Origin of the sequence: Olegusella massiliensis, assembly GCF_900078545.1 — a bacterium.
Classification (GTDB): Bacteria; Actinomycetota; Coriobacteriia; order Coriobacteriales; family Atopobiaceae; genus Olegusella; species Olegusella massiliensis.
Genome location: NZ_FLLS01000002.1, coordinates 156,856 through 171,869, shown reverse-complemented (window position 1 = coordinate 171,869; position 15,014 = coordinate 156,856). Strand labels below are relative to the sequence as shown.

Genomic DNA, 15,014 nt, shown 5'->3' with positions numbered 1-15,014 from the left:
ATGAAAAAAATAGAAAAGAGCAGGTAGACTGCGAAATACAATCCACCTGCTCTTGGATTAGACCCAGAAAAGCAGCGAGTTGTAGCTAGGTACAGGCCACCAATCCTCACCACAAATTTCTTCCATAGCATCGACCTGTTGACGTAGGTCTGCCATTGCGGGCAAAACATCGTCGCGATAGGCATTGTCCTGCTTAGCAGGATCTGCGAGTGCTTGGATAGCGGTATTGCGCTCTTCTAAGGTATGGGCAGCAGCAGCGATTGCGGAGATACCCTCGGTGACTATGCGGACCGTTTCTTTTTCGGTGGGGCTATCGATGCCGATGGCCTCTTTGGCCGCTACTGCAGTAGCAATTTCGGAAGAGAAGCTAGTTAGCGCTGGCAAGTAGAGCTTGCGTGCCATCATTACCATGGTATTAGCTTCGATATTGAGGAGCTTCGCATACTGTTCGGCTGCTGAAATGTAACGAGCACGGAGCTCAGACTCGCTGAGTACACCATAGCGACCAAAAAGAGCGATGGCTTGTGGAGCAATCAGTGCGGGCAGAGCATCAGGAGTCGTCTTGAGATTGTGTAGGCCGCGACTTGTAGCCTCGAGCTCCCAGTCCTCAGAGTAGCCATTGCCCTCAAAAATAATCCGGCGATGCTCGCGGAAGGTGCGTTTGACCCATGCCAGAGCATGTTCGACGAATTTGTCAGCGGGAACGCGTTCAAGATCGTTGGCAAAGCGATCGCATTGCTCGGCTACTGCGGTATTAAGTACGACGTTGGGACCAGAAAGATTTTGCTGGCTACCACACATACGGAACTCAAACTTGTTGCCCGTAAAGGCAAAAGGAGAAGTGCGATTGCGATCGGTATTATCGCGGAAGAAGTTCGGTAATTGAGGGACTCCCAAGTCAACCTCGGTGCGACTATGAGAATGCACGGAACGGTCGTTGATCAGTGCATCTACAACAGGCGCAAGCTCGTCTCCAAGAAAGACGGATACGATAGCAGGAGGTGCCTCATTGGCGCCTAGGCGATGGTCATTGCCGGCCGATGCAATGCTTGCACGTAATAAGTCTGCATGTTCATCGACCGCCGCAACCAAGAAGGACAAAAATACCAAGAATTGCAAATTTTCCTCAGGCTCATCCCCAGGCTCCAGTAGGTTTTGTCCATCGGCAGAAAGCGACCAGTTGTCATGCTTACCCGAGCCATTGACATACTCAAAAGGTCGCTCGTGTTGTAGGCACGCAAGTCCGTGGCGGGTTGCCAGCAGTTTAAGTTTTTCCATGGTAAGGAGGTTGTCATCAATAGCAACTGAACCCTGCTCAAAAATGGGAGCAAGTTCGTGCTGTGAGGGTGCAACCTCATTATGCTTGGTACGAACGGGCACGCCGAGCTTCCAGAGTTCATCGTCAACCTCCTTCATAAAGGCGTTGACGGTAGGGCGAATAGCGCCGAAGTAATGTTCTTCGAGTTCTTGCCCCTTGGCGGGTGGGCAACCAAAAAGTGTGCGGCCAGTTAGCACCAGATCAGGGCGAGCAGCAAAGTCCTGCTCACGAATAAGAAAATACTCCTGCTCGGGACCGCAGGTGGTGACCACGCGGCGAGGTTTGTGACCAAAAAGAGCAAGTACACGCTTTGCTTGCCGTTCGATAGCAACCTGTGAGCGCAAAAGCGGGGTTTTTTTGTCCAGAGCTTCTCCGGTGTAGCTAATAAAGGCGGTTGGGATGCAAAGCACTTCATCTTTGATAAAGACGGGGCTCATTGGATCCCAGACGGTATAACCGCGCGCCTCAAAAGTTGCACGCAAACCACCTGAAGGAAAAGATGATGCATCGGGCTCACCTTGGATAAGCTCTTTACCCGAAAACGCCATTAACACGGTGCCGTCATCGCGAGGTGTGATGAAGCTGTCGTGCTTTTCGGAAGTGATGCCTGTGAGCGGCTGGAACCAGTGAGTGAAGTGGGTGGCGCCATGCTCAAGTGCCCAGCTCTTCATTGCGTGGGCAACCTCATTTGCAATATCAAGATCAAGAGGCTCACCATCTTGAGTGACCTGCAGGAGCTTTTTGTATGTTGGCTTTGGCAGGCGTTCCTGCATGTCAGTATCGGTAAATAACAGACTGCCGTACTCTTGCGAGACCTTGTCTTTGCCCATATCAAATCCTCTCGGGACTCATGTGCGGTCATGCGGCACAAGTTTACGCCGAAATGCTGCATTTTTGCTGTCATTGGCCTATACGCACAAATGTTACGTGTGCGCTGGCGCGTGGTGTCGACGTTTGCTGTCATAAGGGGCGGGTAGAATAGAGAGAACAGCTATCAAAAAAGAGCTTCAGAGGAGCTTTTATGCCTGAGAATACGTTTAGTGACCATCGTACCATTGCCGTTATTGATGGCAATTCGCTTATGCACCGTGCCTTTCATGCGATTCCGCCTACCATGACTGCGCCTGATGGTAGCGCAACCAATGCGATATTTGGTTTTATGAGCATGTTTATCAAGATGGTCGAGATCTTCCGTCCAGACGGCATAATTTGTGCCTTTGATAAGGGCAAGCCTGCTGTGCGCATGGAAATGTTGCCTGAGTATAAGGCTCAGCGTCCTTCGATGGATCCATCATTACATCAGCAGTTTCCCAAAGTAAAAGAGCTGCTTCATGCGATGGATGTGCCCGTGTGTGAGCTCAATGGATGGGAGGGTGACGATATTCTCGGCACTCTTGCCCGCCGTGGTGAAGAAGCTGGTTACAACATGTATCTCATCACAGGTGACCGTGATATGTATCAACTTTCGACAGATCATGTGCATATTGTCTCAACGCGCAAAGGTATGTCTGACGTTGCAATTATGACGCCCGAGTCAGTTGAGAACCTCTATCACGGGATTACGCCTGAACTGGTTCCCGACTTCTACGGTCTTAAAGGCGATAGTTCAGACAATATTCCTGGCGTTCCAGGTATTGGTCCCAAAAAAGCCAGCGCACTTATCGTACAGTATGGCAATCTTGATGCGGTCGTTGCTCATGCTGATGAGGTCAAAGGTAAGGTGGGCGAAAGCCTGCGTGAGCATATTCAGGATGCGTTGCTTTCGCGTGAGGTAGCGCGGATTCGTACAGACGCACCACTTGATATGGATTTTGCTGATGCTAAATGGCCAACTTTTGACCCCGTAACTCTGCGTACTGCTTTTACTGCATTGGGCTTTACCAGCCTGACCAAGCGCATGCTTGCCTTTGCCCCGGCCACGGCAGCTACTGAGGGTGACAAGCAAAGCGTTGCGTCTAAGCCTTCCTTTGAAATTCATAGCCCGCTTAGCGGAAAAGAAGCTCAGGCTGCTCTCGATAGCGCCCTTGAAGAAGGAGAGTGGATAGGCGTTGCTCTGGGGCTTGCTGAGGGTAAAGCTGGGCAGATGACCTTGGATTTGGGAGAAGATAGCCAGCCACAACAGACACTTTGGCTCGCGACACGCGCAAATATACTGAGTTTTGAGGGTGAAATAGCTTTCGCTACGCTTGAGCAACTAGCTCGCAAGGGCAAGCTTGTTGCAGCTGATATCAAGACATTGATACACGCGATTTGTCCGTATGACTCTGCGTTACCTGCACGTGTAGAGCCTCATGAACTACGTTCTGCTCGTCTTTTTGACTGTGGCATCGCTGCATATCTGCTCGATTCTGCACGCAGCGGTTTGGATATTAGCTCACTGATGGGAGCTTTTCTTCCTGATGTTGTTTTGCCTGAGCCGAGTGACAAACTCCCACAAGCGGCACTTGATGCTTTGGGTGCGTGTTTGTTGCAGCCCAAGCTTGCCGCTCTGCTTGCTGAAGATGGCTCTGAGGAGATTTTTAACACTATTGAGATGCCGTTGCTGCCTGTGCTTTTGCAGATGGAGCGTACGGGTCTTAAAGCTGATTCAGAGATTTTTGCTGCTCAATCTGCCGAACTTGCTCGTGAAGTCAGTCAGATGGTTGCAGATATTCACGAAGCTGCAGGTGAAGAGTTTAATGTCGATAGTCCTATGCAACTCTCTCATGTGCTTTTTGAGGTATTGGGCTTGCCAAGCTATGGTCTCAAAAAGACTAAGCGCGGCTACTATTCCACTAATGCCAAAGTGCTTGAGGACCTTGCTCAAGAAGAACCAATTGTTGCCGAAGTGCTTGATTACCGTGAGCGTGCAAAGATAAAGTCTACCTACTTAGATGCTTTACCTGCACTTATTTTAAGTGATGGACGTATTCATACCACACTCAATCAGACAGTAACCGCAACAGGGCGCTTATCGAGTTCCGAGCCTAATTTGCAAAATATTCCTACGCGCTCTGAGTTGGGTCATCGCGTACGTCGTGCTTTTACGGTACCTGAGGATGCGGTCTTCTTGGCCTGCGACTACAGCCAAATTGAGCTTCGCTTACTTGCACATCTATCAGGCGATGAGCATCTCATCCGTGCCTTTTGCGAGGGTGAGGACTTTCATGCTGAAACGGCTGCACGCGTCTTTGGCGTGCCTGTATCTGAAGTAACACCGGCACTGCGCAGTCGTGCCAAGGCGGTAAACTTTGGCATTGTCTATGGTCAACAAGCGTACGGTTTGTCCACTTCGCTCAAGATTCCGCGCGCTGAGGCACAAGAGATGATTGACCGCTACTACGCAGCCTATCCTGGTGTTCGTACTTTCCTTGATGCGCAAGTTGCGCTTGCACACAAGCAGGGTTGGGTTGCGACGATGTATGGTCGCAAACGTCATATTGCAGAGATTTCTGCGCACAACCGCCAGCTTGTTGCCTTTGGAGAGCGCACAGCGATGAATCATCCGATGCAGGGTACTGCTGCCGATATCATCAAATTGGCGATGATTCGTGTGCAGAATCGTCTTGATAAAGAAGGGCTTAAATCCAAGCTTGTCCTGCAGATTCACGACGAATTAGATTTCGAGGTGCCCAAAGACGAACTTGAAGTTCTCTCGGTACTCGTCAAGCAAACCATGGAAGGTATTGTTACGCTCAAGGTGCCGCTGGTAGCTGATGTAAGCTACGGTACGACCTGGGCCGATGCAAAGTAAGGTTTTGCCCGACGACTATTCTCAAGAAAAAGCATGGAAAGGGAACGTAGTGGCAGAAGAGATGCCCAAGGCGAGCATAGAACGCAAGGAGCATATGATACTGCAAGCTTCGACAGAGGTAGATCGTGCGACATCAGGCTTGCTTGCGCGCCTGCTGGCTATGATCAGTGATGCCGCTTTGGCTTTTGATGGAGCAGGACACATTCTGCTTGCCAACGAGGAAGCCGAGGAGTTGCTGGGACAGGCGGTAAAAAATCGTATTTCGGTATCAAGTATTCAAGATCTTGATGTCCGTATGCTTTTTCCACCTGCGCTAGGACATGCTCCCAAGACGGATTTTCAGCTTTCTGATCTGCCTTTTTCTGTGGATGGGAGTACACGGCGTCTGCTCTGTACAAGTGCAGATGGCCGCGCTCGCGAGCTGAATGTGCGTGCTGATCGTGTACAGGCTCCCAAAGATATATATTTATTAGTGGCTTCAATTGTTCATGATGAGGAAGCTGCAAGTCGTGAACGCGAGCGCTTGCTTGAGGAGCTTTCACGTGCTAATAGACGACTATCGGGTACGCTCAAAATTGTGCTTGGTACGATTGATGCAACCGATATGGCAGCTCTTTTTACTGATGTACTACGAGAAATTTCTTCTACGCTTGAAGCAACAGGAGCGTTGCTTTATCTTGCAGAAAGTGAGGGTTTTCGCTTGTATGGCGCAAGCGAAGGCAGCAACACCTCTCAGGTCAAGCACTTCTTTGTGCCTGGCAAAGCTTTTGAACATAGACTGCGCGAGGTGGGCAGTGGCTTGCGCTTACGCGTGCTTGACCCTTGCCGAGAAGATCTGCGTCAAGGCGAGCTAAAAGTTCGTGAATTGATTGACGAAGAAACACGCCAAACCTTTCGTGTACACAAGTCGATAGTGCCGCCTTACAAAAGCTTTTTGTTGGCGCCTGTATGGTTTGGGAATCATATTATTGCGGCAATTATTGTGGGATGGGAATTTGCCAAGCAAATCCGTCGTGATGATGCACAACTTCTTGATGCGGTGGCAAGTTATCTATCTGTGCAGTTAGCAGGTGCCGTTGCAACTCTACGGCAGCAGCGCGAACGCGAATTAGCAGAGCTAGGTAACCAGCTTTGTGGACTCATCTTGGATGCAGGGAATGCACTGGCAGAAGCTGAGTTGTCCGAGAGTATGGATGCTTCTGCTGAAAAACGGCAAGAGATGAATGACAAGGTTCGCACTTTATTGAGCGAGGCTTTGTTGTGTTCGGTGGTTTTCCTGCGTCCGCATCCGCTTTCTGAACATGGTGACTACCTTGTTGATTTGCCGATGCATGGTCGTTGCGTGCTCCCGTCAGAGATGCTTTGCCATCATGAAGATAAGGGTGAGACGAGTGTAGTTGCCATTGGTCCTACAGATGATCTGGGTGCTTGGCTTGTTAAGGCGGGGGAGCCTTGTCAGGGTGCGTTTTTTGATCTGGGCATTGTTGGGGGTGTCCGTCGCGCAATGCTTCTGCTGCGTGATGAGGAATTTGAACCTTTCGATGAACTTGAAATGAGCTTTCTTCGTAGGCTCGCTGAGGATATCCACGATGCTGCTCAGGTTGAAGAGGCTTACGAACGTGATCGACATATTTCTCAGGCCTTGCAAACTGGCATGCGTAATGAGTTACAAAAAGTTCCTGGTGTGACTGCTGCAGGTTTTTATACATCGGCAACGCAGTCCGCTTTTGTTGGCGGCGATTTTTATGATCTCATTCGTCTACCTAAGGATCGCGCCTGTGTCATTATGGGTGATGTCTCGGGCAAAGGTGTTGAAGCAGCCTCAGTATCAGCTGCTGTCAAAACAGCACTTGCTGCTTACTCCTGGGAAGGACTAAGTCCTGCTCGCATGGTGCGTTTACTCAACGATTTTTTGCTTGGCTTTACTCGCCTAGAAACTTTTGCAACGCTGTTTGTGGGCATCATTGACCTTAATCGAGCAGATTTGAGTTATTGTTCTGCTGGTCATCCACCAGCGATACTTGCTCGTGCTCAGACGGGTGATCTGAGCACGTTGGATGTGCAGTCAGGCGTGGTGGGAGCCTTCCGCGAGATGGAGTATCGCAATGGCCGCGTCAAGCTCTTTCCCGGTGATGTTTTGCTGCTTTATACGGATGGTACCACTGAGGCTCGTGCGCCAGATGGGGCGTTTTTTGGCGAAACAGGACTATGTGAGGCGGTGATGGCGGAGCTTCCAGTAGGCTTTGAGGGTCTGCTTGATCGCCTGTTGACACGACTCGATGAGTTCACTGATTGTCACCTAGAAGATGACGTTGCCCTTGTTTCTTTGCGCTTTGACAAATTTGGATGCACAACATCAGATTAAGGTACGTTATTGCGGGGAAGACTTCCCGTATGAGACCTGATATCAACATAGCCGTAGTACCCCTCAAGGCTGATCTTGATGTTATGACCGTACCTGCCGTGCGGCGTAGCATCGACAGCCTTATTAGCTCGGGTTGTCGGCGCGTAATTTTGAATATGGCCGATGTGAGTTTTATTGATTCGGCGGGGATGGGACTTATCATCCGTGAGATTGCGCGTATGCGAGCAGCTGGTGGTCTCATGTCTCTTATTAACGTTTCGCCTGTGGTACTGAGGGCACTCGCCTTGAGACGTGTGGTGGACTTTATTCCCGTTTCAACAGTGGTAGAACAAGATGAGGTGCCCGAGCTTGAGCCTGGCACGCTGCCGCTTTGGAGGCGTGTCCTGCGTATTAATCCGCTAGACCCTGCAGCGACACGTTCTAAGGTCAGTGAGTTGCTCGAGCTGCTTCCCTTGAGTAGTGATGAGCGCTTTGATGCCAACTTAGCGGTAGGAGAGGCCGTTGGTAATGCAGTTGACCACACAGATGGCCAGGGTGCGCTTGTAGAGATTGTGGGCTATCGCGATCGCGTTGTGGTAGAAGTAAGTGACTGCGGTTGTGGCTGTGCTGATAGTTGGAGCGCGGCGCTGGCTGATGGTAGCTTGGGAATTTCGCATATTGCTGATGATGCAGCAGAAGAGGACTGCTGGCAAGCTCGTGGTCGTGGTCTTAAACTTATGCGACTGCTTGCTGATTCGGTTACTATTGTTCCCAAAACCGTCGGTTCAGGCACGGTAGTAAGAATTGTGAAGCTTGCACGGGGTGTCTAAGCTGCTGTTTTACTTGATTTAAGAAAAATTTTCCTCAAATGGTACATTTTTCCAAATTTGTACTTGCATCCATGAGCTGACTCCCGTATAGTACTTTCTTGCGTCGCGGGCTTAGCGCAGTTGGTAGCGCGCCACCTTGCCAAGGTGGAGGTCGCGGGTTCGACCCCCGTAGCCCGCTCCATGGTTTACCCGGGCCGATTCGTTCGGCCTTTTCTTTATCTGACGCTCATGCGTCAGCGTACGGCGAAGTAGCCAAGTGGTAAGGCACGGGCCTGCAAAGCCCTGATCCCCGGTTCGAATCCGGGCTTCGCCTCCAGAATTGTAAAGGGCATTCGTGCAAGCGGGTGTCCTTTTTTGTATGCTTTGCGTACATAGGTCTTTTGGCGGAAAATCGCCTTGAGGAGACAAACGCGCGGTGGGGAGTGGTTTTGGGTAAGATACATGTGGCAGCTCGCGAAGTCTATTTAGATTTTGCTGCGGCAACTCCCATGGCGGATAAAGTCACTCGCGCTATGCTTCCCTATTTTTCAGAATGCTTTTACAATCCTTCAGCCCCTTATGCGCCAGCGCGTAGCGCTCGCGCAGCTTATGAGGATGCACGTACGCGTATCGCGCACCTTATTGGGGCACGTCCTGGCTGTGTAACGGTGACAGCAGGAGCTACCGAGGCCAATAACCTTGCTTTTGCTGTGGTCGCAGATCACAAAGCTCGCGTTATCGTAGATGCAATTGAGCATGAGAGCGTGCTGAATTGTGCTGCTACTCATCCTTGTGATGTGGTTGGTGTATGCAATGATGGCCGCGTTGATATAGCTGCTCTGTCCGCAGCTATTTGCCCGGAGACTGAACTTATCTCAATTGAGCTAGCAAATGGTGAAATTGGCAGTATCCAGCCAATTCGTGAGATAGCACGTGTGATTGTTACCGAGCGTATACGACGTCTTGCTGCAGGTGAGCTACGTCCGCTCTGGTTGCATACAGATGCTTCTCAGGCTGCAGGTTATCTTTCTACAAATGTATCCTCCTTGGGCTGTGATCTGATGACGATGTCAGCAGCTAAAGTCTATGGTCCCAAGCAAGTCGGACTCCTCTGGGCGGCAGAAGGCGTGCCTTTGCGACCTTTGGTTTTAGGTGGTGGCCAAGAATCAGGCGTGCGTTCTGGTACTGAAAATGTTGCTGGGGCGGTAGGCTTTGCTGCGGCATTAGAACTTGCCATTGCTGGTCGAGCTGAGGAGGCGCTGCGCTTGCAGCAGTTGCGGGACCGCCTGCAGCGTAGACTGGTGAGTGAATTTCCTTGGGCTTTGGTATCGGGTCCTCGCAATGCTAAGAAGCGTTTGCCCAGCTTGTTACATATATCCTTCCCCCTGTTGGATGCACGACGTCTGGTGATAGCACTTGAGCGTCGCGGCGTTTATGTTGGTACAGGGAGTGCCTGCGCTGCAAGCAAGATGCGTCAGTCGCATGTGTTACAAGCAATTGGCGTACCAGCGGCTGTAGCGCAGGGTAGTTTGCGCCTCACATTGGGTCGCAGCAGTTGCGAGGCAGATATTGAGTATGCGGCTGAGCAAATTATTGAGGTTGTGCATTCCGAGCTCACTCGGCTTGGTCTTACTGAGGCAGAGCTTGCAGCGGCGAGGGATTCTGCTTCTGTCTCGATGGGAGGTACCCGGTGAGCAAGGGAAAGGTCTATGTTGGTCTTTCTGGTGGAGTTGATTCTGCGTTGGCGACAGCTCTGCTTGTCGAGCAAAATTACGATGTAAAGGCCATCTACATGCGTAATTGGTCGCGCGATTTGCCAGGTTTTCATTGTCCGTGGGCAGACGAGCTAGCAGATGCTGAGCGTATTGCGGTCACACTTGGTGTTGACCTTGAAGTCTGGGACTTTGAGGCTGAGTACAAGCGTACAGTTGTCGATTATTTGGTGGAGAGTTACCGTCAGGGTCTTACGCCTAATCCTGATGTGATGTGCAATCAGACAGTCAAATTTGGTAGCTTTGCCGAACGCGCCTTTGCTGAAGGCGCTGACTTTGTTGCTACAGGCCATTATGCGCGTGTATACAAAGAGGAGAGTCATACTCAACTGTTCCGTGCCCGTGATGAGCACAAAGATCAAACCTATTTTCTTTGGCGTGTTGGCGAAGAGGTGTTGGCGCGAAGCTTGTTTCCTATAGGTGGTTTTGCTAGTAAAGCTGAAGTGCGCTCTGCCTGCGCCGAACGTGGTCTCGGCATTGAAAACAAGCCAGATTCCGATGGGATTTGTTTTGTGGGGCCAGTGGGAATTCGCACATTTTTGTTGGATGAGCTCGATCGACGCGCGGGAGATATTGTCGAGTGGGAGACGGGTCGCGTACTTGGGCATCATGACGGGGCGTTTTTGTATACGGTGGGGCAGAGACGGGGTCTTGACCTTGGTGGAGGACCTGCTCGCTATGTCGTGTCAACGGATGTGCAAAAAAATCTTGTCTATGTAACAGCTGACCGTATGTGTCCGGGGCTTTGGACTCGCGAAATTGAGCTTCATGATGTCTGTTGGATTAGCGGAGAGGCACCAGCGGCAGGCCGGTATTTACTGCGCACGCGTCATACGGGCACTTTGACAGCCGTGCAGATAGACATCAGTGATGGGGCGCTCTGTGCACACTACAGCGATGCTCAAAAACGTGTTGCACCTGGTCAGAGTGCAGTAATTTATGCGGGTGAGCGCTGTCTTGGTGGCGGTATTGTTGCAGGACCCATTCCTCAAGCCCCCTTTAGTTCTCTGTTGTAGTGTCGGTGCTTAAGACAGCTCAATCTGCCACTATAACAGGCGGCCAAACCTGCGGATATACAGTTTTTTTGCTAAAGCAACGAGTACGAGATAACCAATAATGACACCTAAAAGTATCGGTAGCGTGCTTGCAGGAAGTGGTATTAAACCCAAGGCGTTGGCGACAGTCGGCATGTAGGGCATGGCTGTTACAAGCAATACACCCAAGGCTGTGAGCAGTGAGAGAGACCAAGAAGCACGACTCTCTATGAAGGGGAGTTTTTCAGTGCGGAGGGCATGCATGACCAGCGTCTGACTCCACATCGACTCGACAAACCAGCCAGTCTGAAATGCTGCAACAAACATTCCTGTAGGCGCCATATGCCAAGTGCCACCTGCAAGAGCGGGGCATACCACCCAGAACAGCACTGCGTAAGTCAGCAGATCAAACACCGAGCTTGTAGGTCCAATCCACACCATAAATTTGGTAATTGACCCTGCATCCCAACGCTGTGGAGCTTGCAGCAGCTCTTCGTCTACACGATCCCACGGCAGCGCTGCTGCAGCGAGCGTGTAAGTCAAACCCAGTAGCAACAACTGAAGTGATGTCATTGGCAGAAAAGGTAAAGCTATGCTTGCCACCATGACAGATAGCACGTTTCCAAAGTTCGATGCGGCAGTCATCTTTATGTATTTGATGGTATTGACATAGGTGCGGCGTCCCTCCTCAATTCCATGGTCGAGCACCATGAGATCTTTTTTGAGCAAAATAATATTTGCCGTCTCTTTTGCCACATCCACAGCAGTATCAACAGAAATACCTACGTCGCTTGCACGCATTGCCGCCGCGTCATTGATACCGTCACCCAAAAAGCCGACGGTGTGACCGTGTTCGCGCAATACGCGTACTACACGAGCTTTCTGTAGGGGAGAGAGTTTGGCAAAGAGTCTGCAGCTTTCGGCGCGTGCAGCGAGCTTTTCATCGTTTAGTTCATCAACATCAGCGCCCGTTAGTATGTCTTGTACATCAATGCCGACTTTTTTGCATACGGCAGCAGCCACACGCTCAGCGTCACCGGTAAGTACTTTGACAGCTACGCCACTAGCCTCTAGACGTGCGATTGCTTCGGCAGCTCCAGCTTTGGGCGGATCCAAAAAAGCTAGGTAACCTACGAGGGTCATATTGCTTTCATCTGCCACCGAAAATGCTCCCACGGGCAATTGATGAGAGCGTCGTGCCACAGCAATCACGCGCAACCCCTCATCGCCCAGACGTGTTGCCTCGGCTTCTACCTTGCGTACGAGATCTCCGCGAAGTGGCAGCTCCTTGCCGTGATAACGCACAGAACTGCAGGTAGACAGCACCTCTTCAACAGCGCCTTTGGTCACAATATCGGTTAGCCCCGTTGCCTTTTCGCGTACCACCACGCTCATGCGACGGCGCTCAAAATCAAAAGGAATCTCATCAATTTTTTCGTAGCGGCTATCCAATACTGACAGGCGAGGATCGGCTGCTTCAAGCTCGCGTGTCGCGTCAATTACTGCCTGATCGATGAGGTTAACTAGCCCTGTCTGTAGTGAACTATTGAGATAGGCAAAGCGCAGGACGTCGTTGTCATCACGTCCAGTTACATCTAAGTGGCGCTCAAGTATGACACGGTTTTCGGTGAGCGTTCCTGTTTTATCGCAGCACAGTACATCTGTTGCGCCGAGATTTTGGATAGAACCTAAGCCTTTGACGATGACATCATGACGACTCATTTCGGTGGCGCCACGCGCTAGACAGGTGGTAACAATGACGGGCAACATCTGCGGTGTAATACCTACTGCAATTGACAGTGCAAATAACAGGGAAGCTGGCCAATCACCCTTGGTTAGTCCGTTGACAAGTAAAACAAAGGGGCACATAACTGCCATAAATCTGACGAGTACACGTGAGACATCCTCAATACCTTGGTCAAAGGCTGTTTTTGCAGGAGTTTCAGCGAGAGTTTCGGCCATGTGACCAAGGTAGGTGTTGTCGCCTGTTGCAACAACTACTGCCGTAGCGCTGCCACTTTGCACTGTGGTACCAGCAAATAAAATGTTGCTGCAATCAGCAATGGTTAGCGGGCGGCGGCGACCTGAGCGCATGCGTGGTGTGTGGACTGTATCAGGTGTTTTTTCCACAGGCTCGGACTCGCCAGTGAGTGCAGCCTGCGCCACAAAAAGATCCTTGGCGCTCACAACCCGTGCGTCACCTGGGATGATATCGCCTGCTGCAAGATTTACTACATCGCCTACGGCAACCTGTGCAATAGGGATTTCGCTCGTTTGCGGCTCATCTGTCTCAGGATCCCGGCGTGTGACTGAGCATGTTGAAGTGACCATTGTGCGTAGACCTGCTGCTGCACGGTCACTCTTTGCTTCTTGGACATAGCCCAAAACACCTGAAATCACCACCATCAAGCCTATGATGATTGCCGTGGAAGGGTCGCGTGATTCGGGTGCCACAGCAATAACCTCGGTGTAGAGAGAAATCGCAGCCAATGCCAGTAAAATCAACGTAAATGGACTCACAAAGGCATCAAAGAGCCTTCTTGCAGGTGATGCTACTTGTGTAGGCGAGAGTTCATTGGTACCCAGTAGATCGAGTTTTGCTTGGGCAATATCTGCTGCGAGTCCGTTGTGTGTAGACATTAGTCGTGTAAGCGTGCGCGCCACATCGTGGCGTGCAGCAAAAGCAAGCTCGCGGCCTAGTTCAGAACGAGAATTATTCTTGGTAGTGATAGTAGACATAACTGCCTCCTTTGCGTGTCGAGAAAAAGTGGTGCAAAAATCTCTGCACCTCCGACGTAGGAAGGCCAGCTAGCCGCGCGGCGAGATCCCAAAGAATCACGTCACATACTGTCTTGTACACAGGAAAGTCTCATCAAAGCGTCCAGTCAGGACATATTTGATGTTTTACGCAAGCTCAGCGCGAGGACTTTGCCATGTGCACAGCGGTGGTAACGCGGCATTGTGGTCCTCGCATAACGGGACATTTTCCATGGTTCGCCTCCTCGCAGGTCGCAGTCTTCCGACTGCAGTTTTCTATACGCTCACGGTATCACGCTTGTGAGTCGGGGGCAAGTTGAGATAGCAGCTTGTTTGTTACTTTCTCCGTACCAGTTCGTTGTTTGCGATAAGTGCCAGGAGAGATGCCATACCGTGTCTTGAATTTACGTATAAAGTAAGAAAGGCTCTCAAAACCGCAGCTGGCTGCAATGGCAGTGACGGGCTCTTGGGTACGTCGCAGAAGGTGACTAGCGGCTGTTAGTCGGTAGTCAGTGAGATACGACACAAAACTTTGCCCCGTTTCCTGTTTGAAACTGCGCATGAGATGCGCTTTGCTGTAGCCGGCTATGTTGGCAACATCTTTAATGCTAAGCGGTTCGTTGTAATGTTCCCTCAAATAGATGAGCACGTTTTTGATATGCGCGGATGCTGCCTTTTTATTTGTGGGGCGCCGGATATCTCCATGGATAAAAAGCGCATGAAGCAGCAAGATAAGATTGCTTCTCACAATCAGAGAATACCCTGGCAGACGTTTTTCGCAGGCTCGGTCAGATGCATCAAGAGCAGCTTTGACCTCGGCGTACATTTTTCCTTCCGTAGGCAGGGGATAGGGCAAACTGATGGAATTAGTTTGGAGGGGCTCTAGGATATTGTGTCTAAACCAGACATCTTCGCTGCTGCCGCCCAAGATAGAAAGAGAAAAAATTATATTTTCGTACTCCATTCGCGTGCGTCCATCGCCTTCTATGGCGTGAATCTCGCCTGGTGGCACTACCACAATAGAGCCAGCGCATACAGGATGTCGCTCAAAGCCAAGCGAAACAAAACCCTGTCCTTTTTTGACATAAATAATTTCCATTTGGTCATGCCAATGTGGCGCCACGCTATCAAAATCTAGGGGAATTGTGCAGAGATAGGTGTTGTAAGGAAATCCCGGCTGTTCGTGTACTTGAGTTTCTCGATACTGCGCATATTCATCAAACTTCATGCCAGCTCCATCTTTTCAC

The 15,014-nt window shown here is 50.7% G+C and carries 8 protein-coding genes and 2 tRNA genes; 7 read left to right on the top strand and 3 right to left on the bottom strand.

From position 1 onward, the window contains the following. Positions 1 to 57 precede the first annotated feature (57 nt). Positions 58 to 2,148: a glutamine synthetase III family protein gene (locus BN4314_RS00995; RefSeq protein ID WP_021734845.1), complete on the bottom strand. Its 2,091-nt coding sequence runs from the start codon at positions 2,146 to 2,148 to the stop codon at positions 58 to 60. 191 nt (positions 2,149 to 2,339) lie between these two features. On the opposite strand from BN4314_RS00995, the gene polA reads away from it, so the two are divergent. From polA to mnmA, 7 genes are all read left to right on the top strand, one after another. After that, on the top strand, positions 2,340 to 5,051 hold the full coding sequence (polA, locus tag BN4314_RS00990) for a DNA polymerase I (protein WP_021734931.1): 2,712 nt from the start codon (positions 2,340 to 2,342) through the stop codon (positions 5,049 to 5,051). A gap of 49 nt (positions 5,052 to 5,100) precedes the next feature. Beyond that, entirely contained in the window at positions 5,101 to 7,416 is a 2,316-nt protein-coding gene (locus tag BN4314_RS00985; RefSeq protein ID WP_021735067.1) for a GAF domain-containing SpoIIE family protein phosphatase, read from the top strand. A 29-nt stretch (positions 7,417 to 7,445) separates the two neighbouring features. Then, positions 7,446 to 8,225 (top strand): anti-sigma factor antagonist, encoded by a 780-nt coding sequence (locus BN4314_RS00980; protein ID WP_021734872.1) that lies wholly within the window; start codon positions 7,446 to 7,448, stop codon positions 8,223 to 8,225. Positions 8,226 to 8,330: 105 nt separating this feature from the next. Then, positions 8,331 to 8,406: transfer RNA gene (locus BN4314_RS00975), tRNA-Gly, on the top strand. Between the two features lie 61 nt (positions 8,407 to 8,467). Continuing rightward, positions 8,468 to 8,541: transfer RNA gene (locus tag BN4314_RS00970), tRNA-Cys, on the top strand. A 112-nt stretch (positions 8,542 to 8,653) separates the two neighbouring features. Further along, entirely contained in the window at positions 8,654 to 9,898 is a 1,245-nt protein-coding gene (locus BN4314_RS00965) for a cysteine desulfurase family protein (protein ID WP_232309695.1), read from the top strand. After that, positions 9,895 to 10,992, top strand: a complete 1,098-nt coding sequence (gene mnmA / locus BN4314_RS00960; RefSeq protein WP_021734797.1) for a tRNA 2-thiouridine(34) synthase MnmA — start codon at positions 9,895 to 9,897, stop codon at positions 10,990 to 10,992. Before BN4314_RS00965 ends, mnmA begins: the two co-directional genes overlap by 4 nt. A 30-nt stretch (positions 10,993 to 11,022) precedes the next feature. On the opposite strand, the gene mgtA is transcribed toward mnmA, so the two are convergent. After that, positions 11,023 to 13,749, bottom strand: a complete 2,727-nt coding sequence (gene mgtA, locus BN4314_RS00955; RefSeq protein WP_021734893.1) for a magnesium-translocating P-type ATPase — start codon at positions 13,747 to 13,749, stop codon at positions 11,023 to 11,025. A gap of 310 nt (positions 13,750 to 14,059) precedes the next feature. After that, positions 14,060 to 14,995 (bottom strand): helix-turn-helix transcriptional regulator, encoded by a 936-nt coding sequence (locus BN4314_RS00950; protein WP_021735104.1) that lies wholly within the window; start codon positions 14,993 to 14,995, stop codon positions 14,060 to 14,062. Positions 14,996 to 15,014: the final 19 nt, after the last annotated feature.

Bases quoted from the DNA above. Each gene is read 5' to 3' on its own strand.
- BN4314_RS00995 (WP_021734845.1), bottom strand. From the start codon at position 2,148: ATGGGCAAAGACAAGGTCTCGCAAGAGTACGGCAGTCTGTTATTTACC.
- polA (WP_021734931.1), top strand. From the start codon at position 2,340: ATGCCTGAGAATACGTTTAGTGACCATCGTACCATTGCCGTTATTGAT.
- mgtA (WP_021734893.1), bottom strand. From the start codon at position 13,749: ATGTCTACTATCACTACCAAGAATAATTCTCGTTCTGAACTAGGCCGC.
- BN4314_RS00950 (WP_021735104.1), bottom strand. From the start codon at position 14,995: ATGAAGTTTGATGAATATGCGCAGTATCGAGAAACTCAAGTACACGAA.
- BN4314_RS00980 (WP_021734872.1), top strand. From the start codon at position 7,446: ATGAGACCTGATATCAACATAGCCGTAGTACCCCTCAAGGCTGATCTT.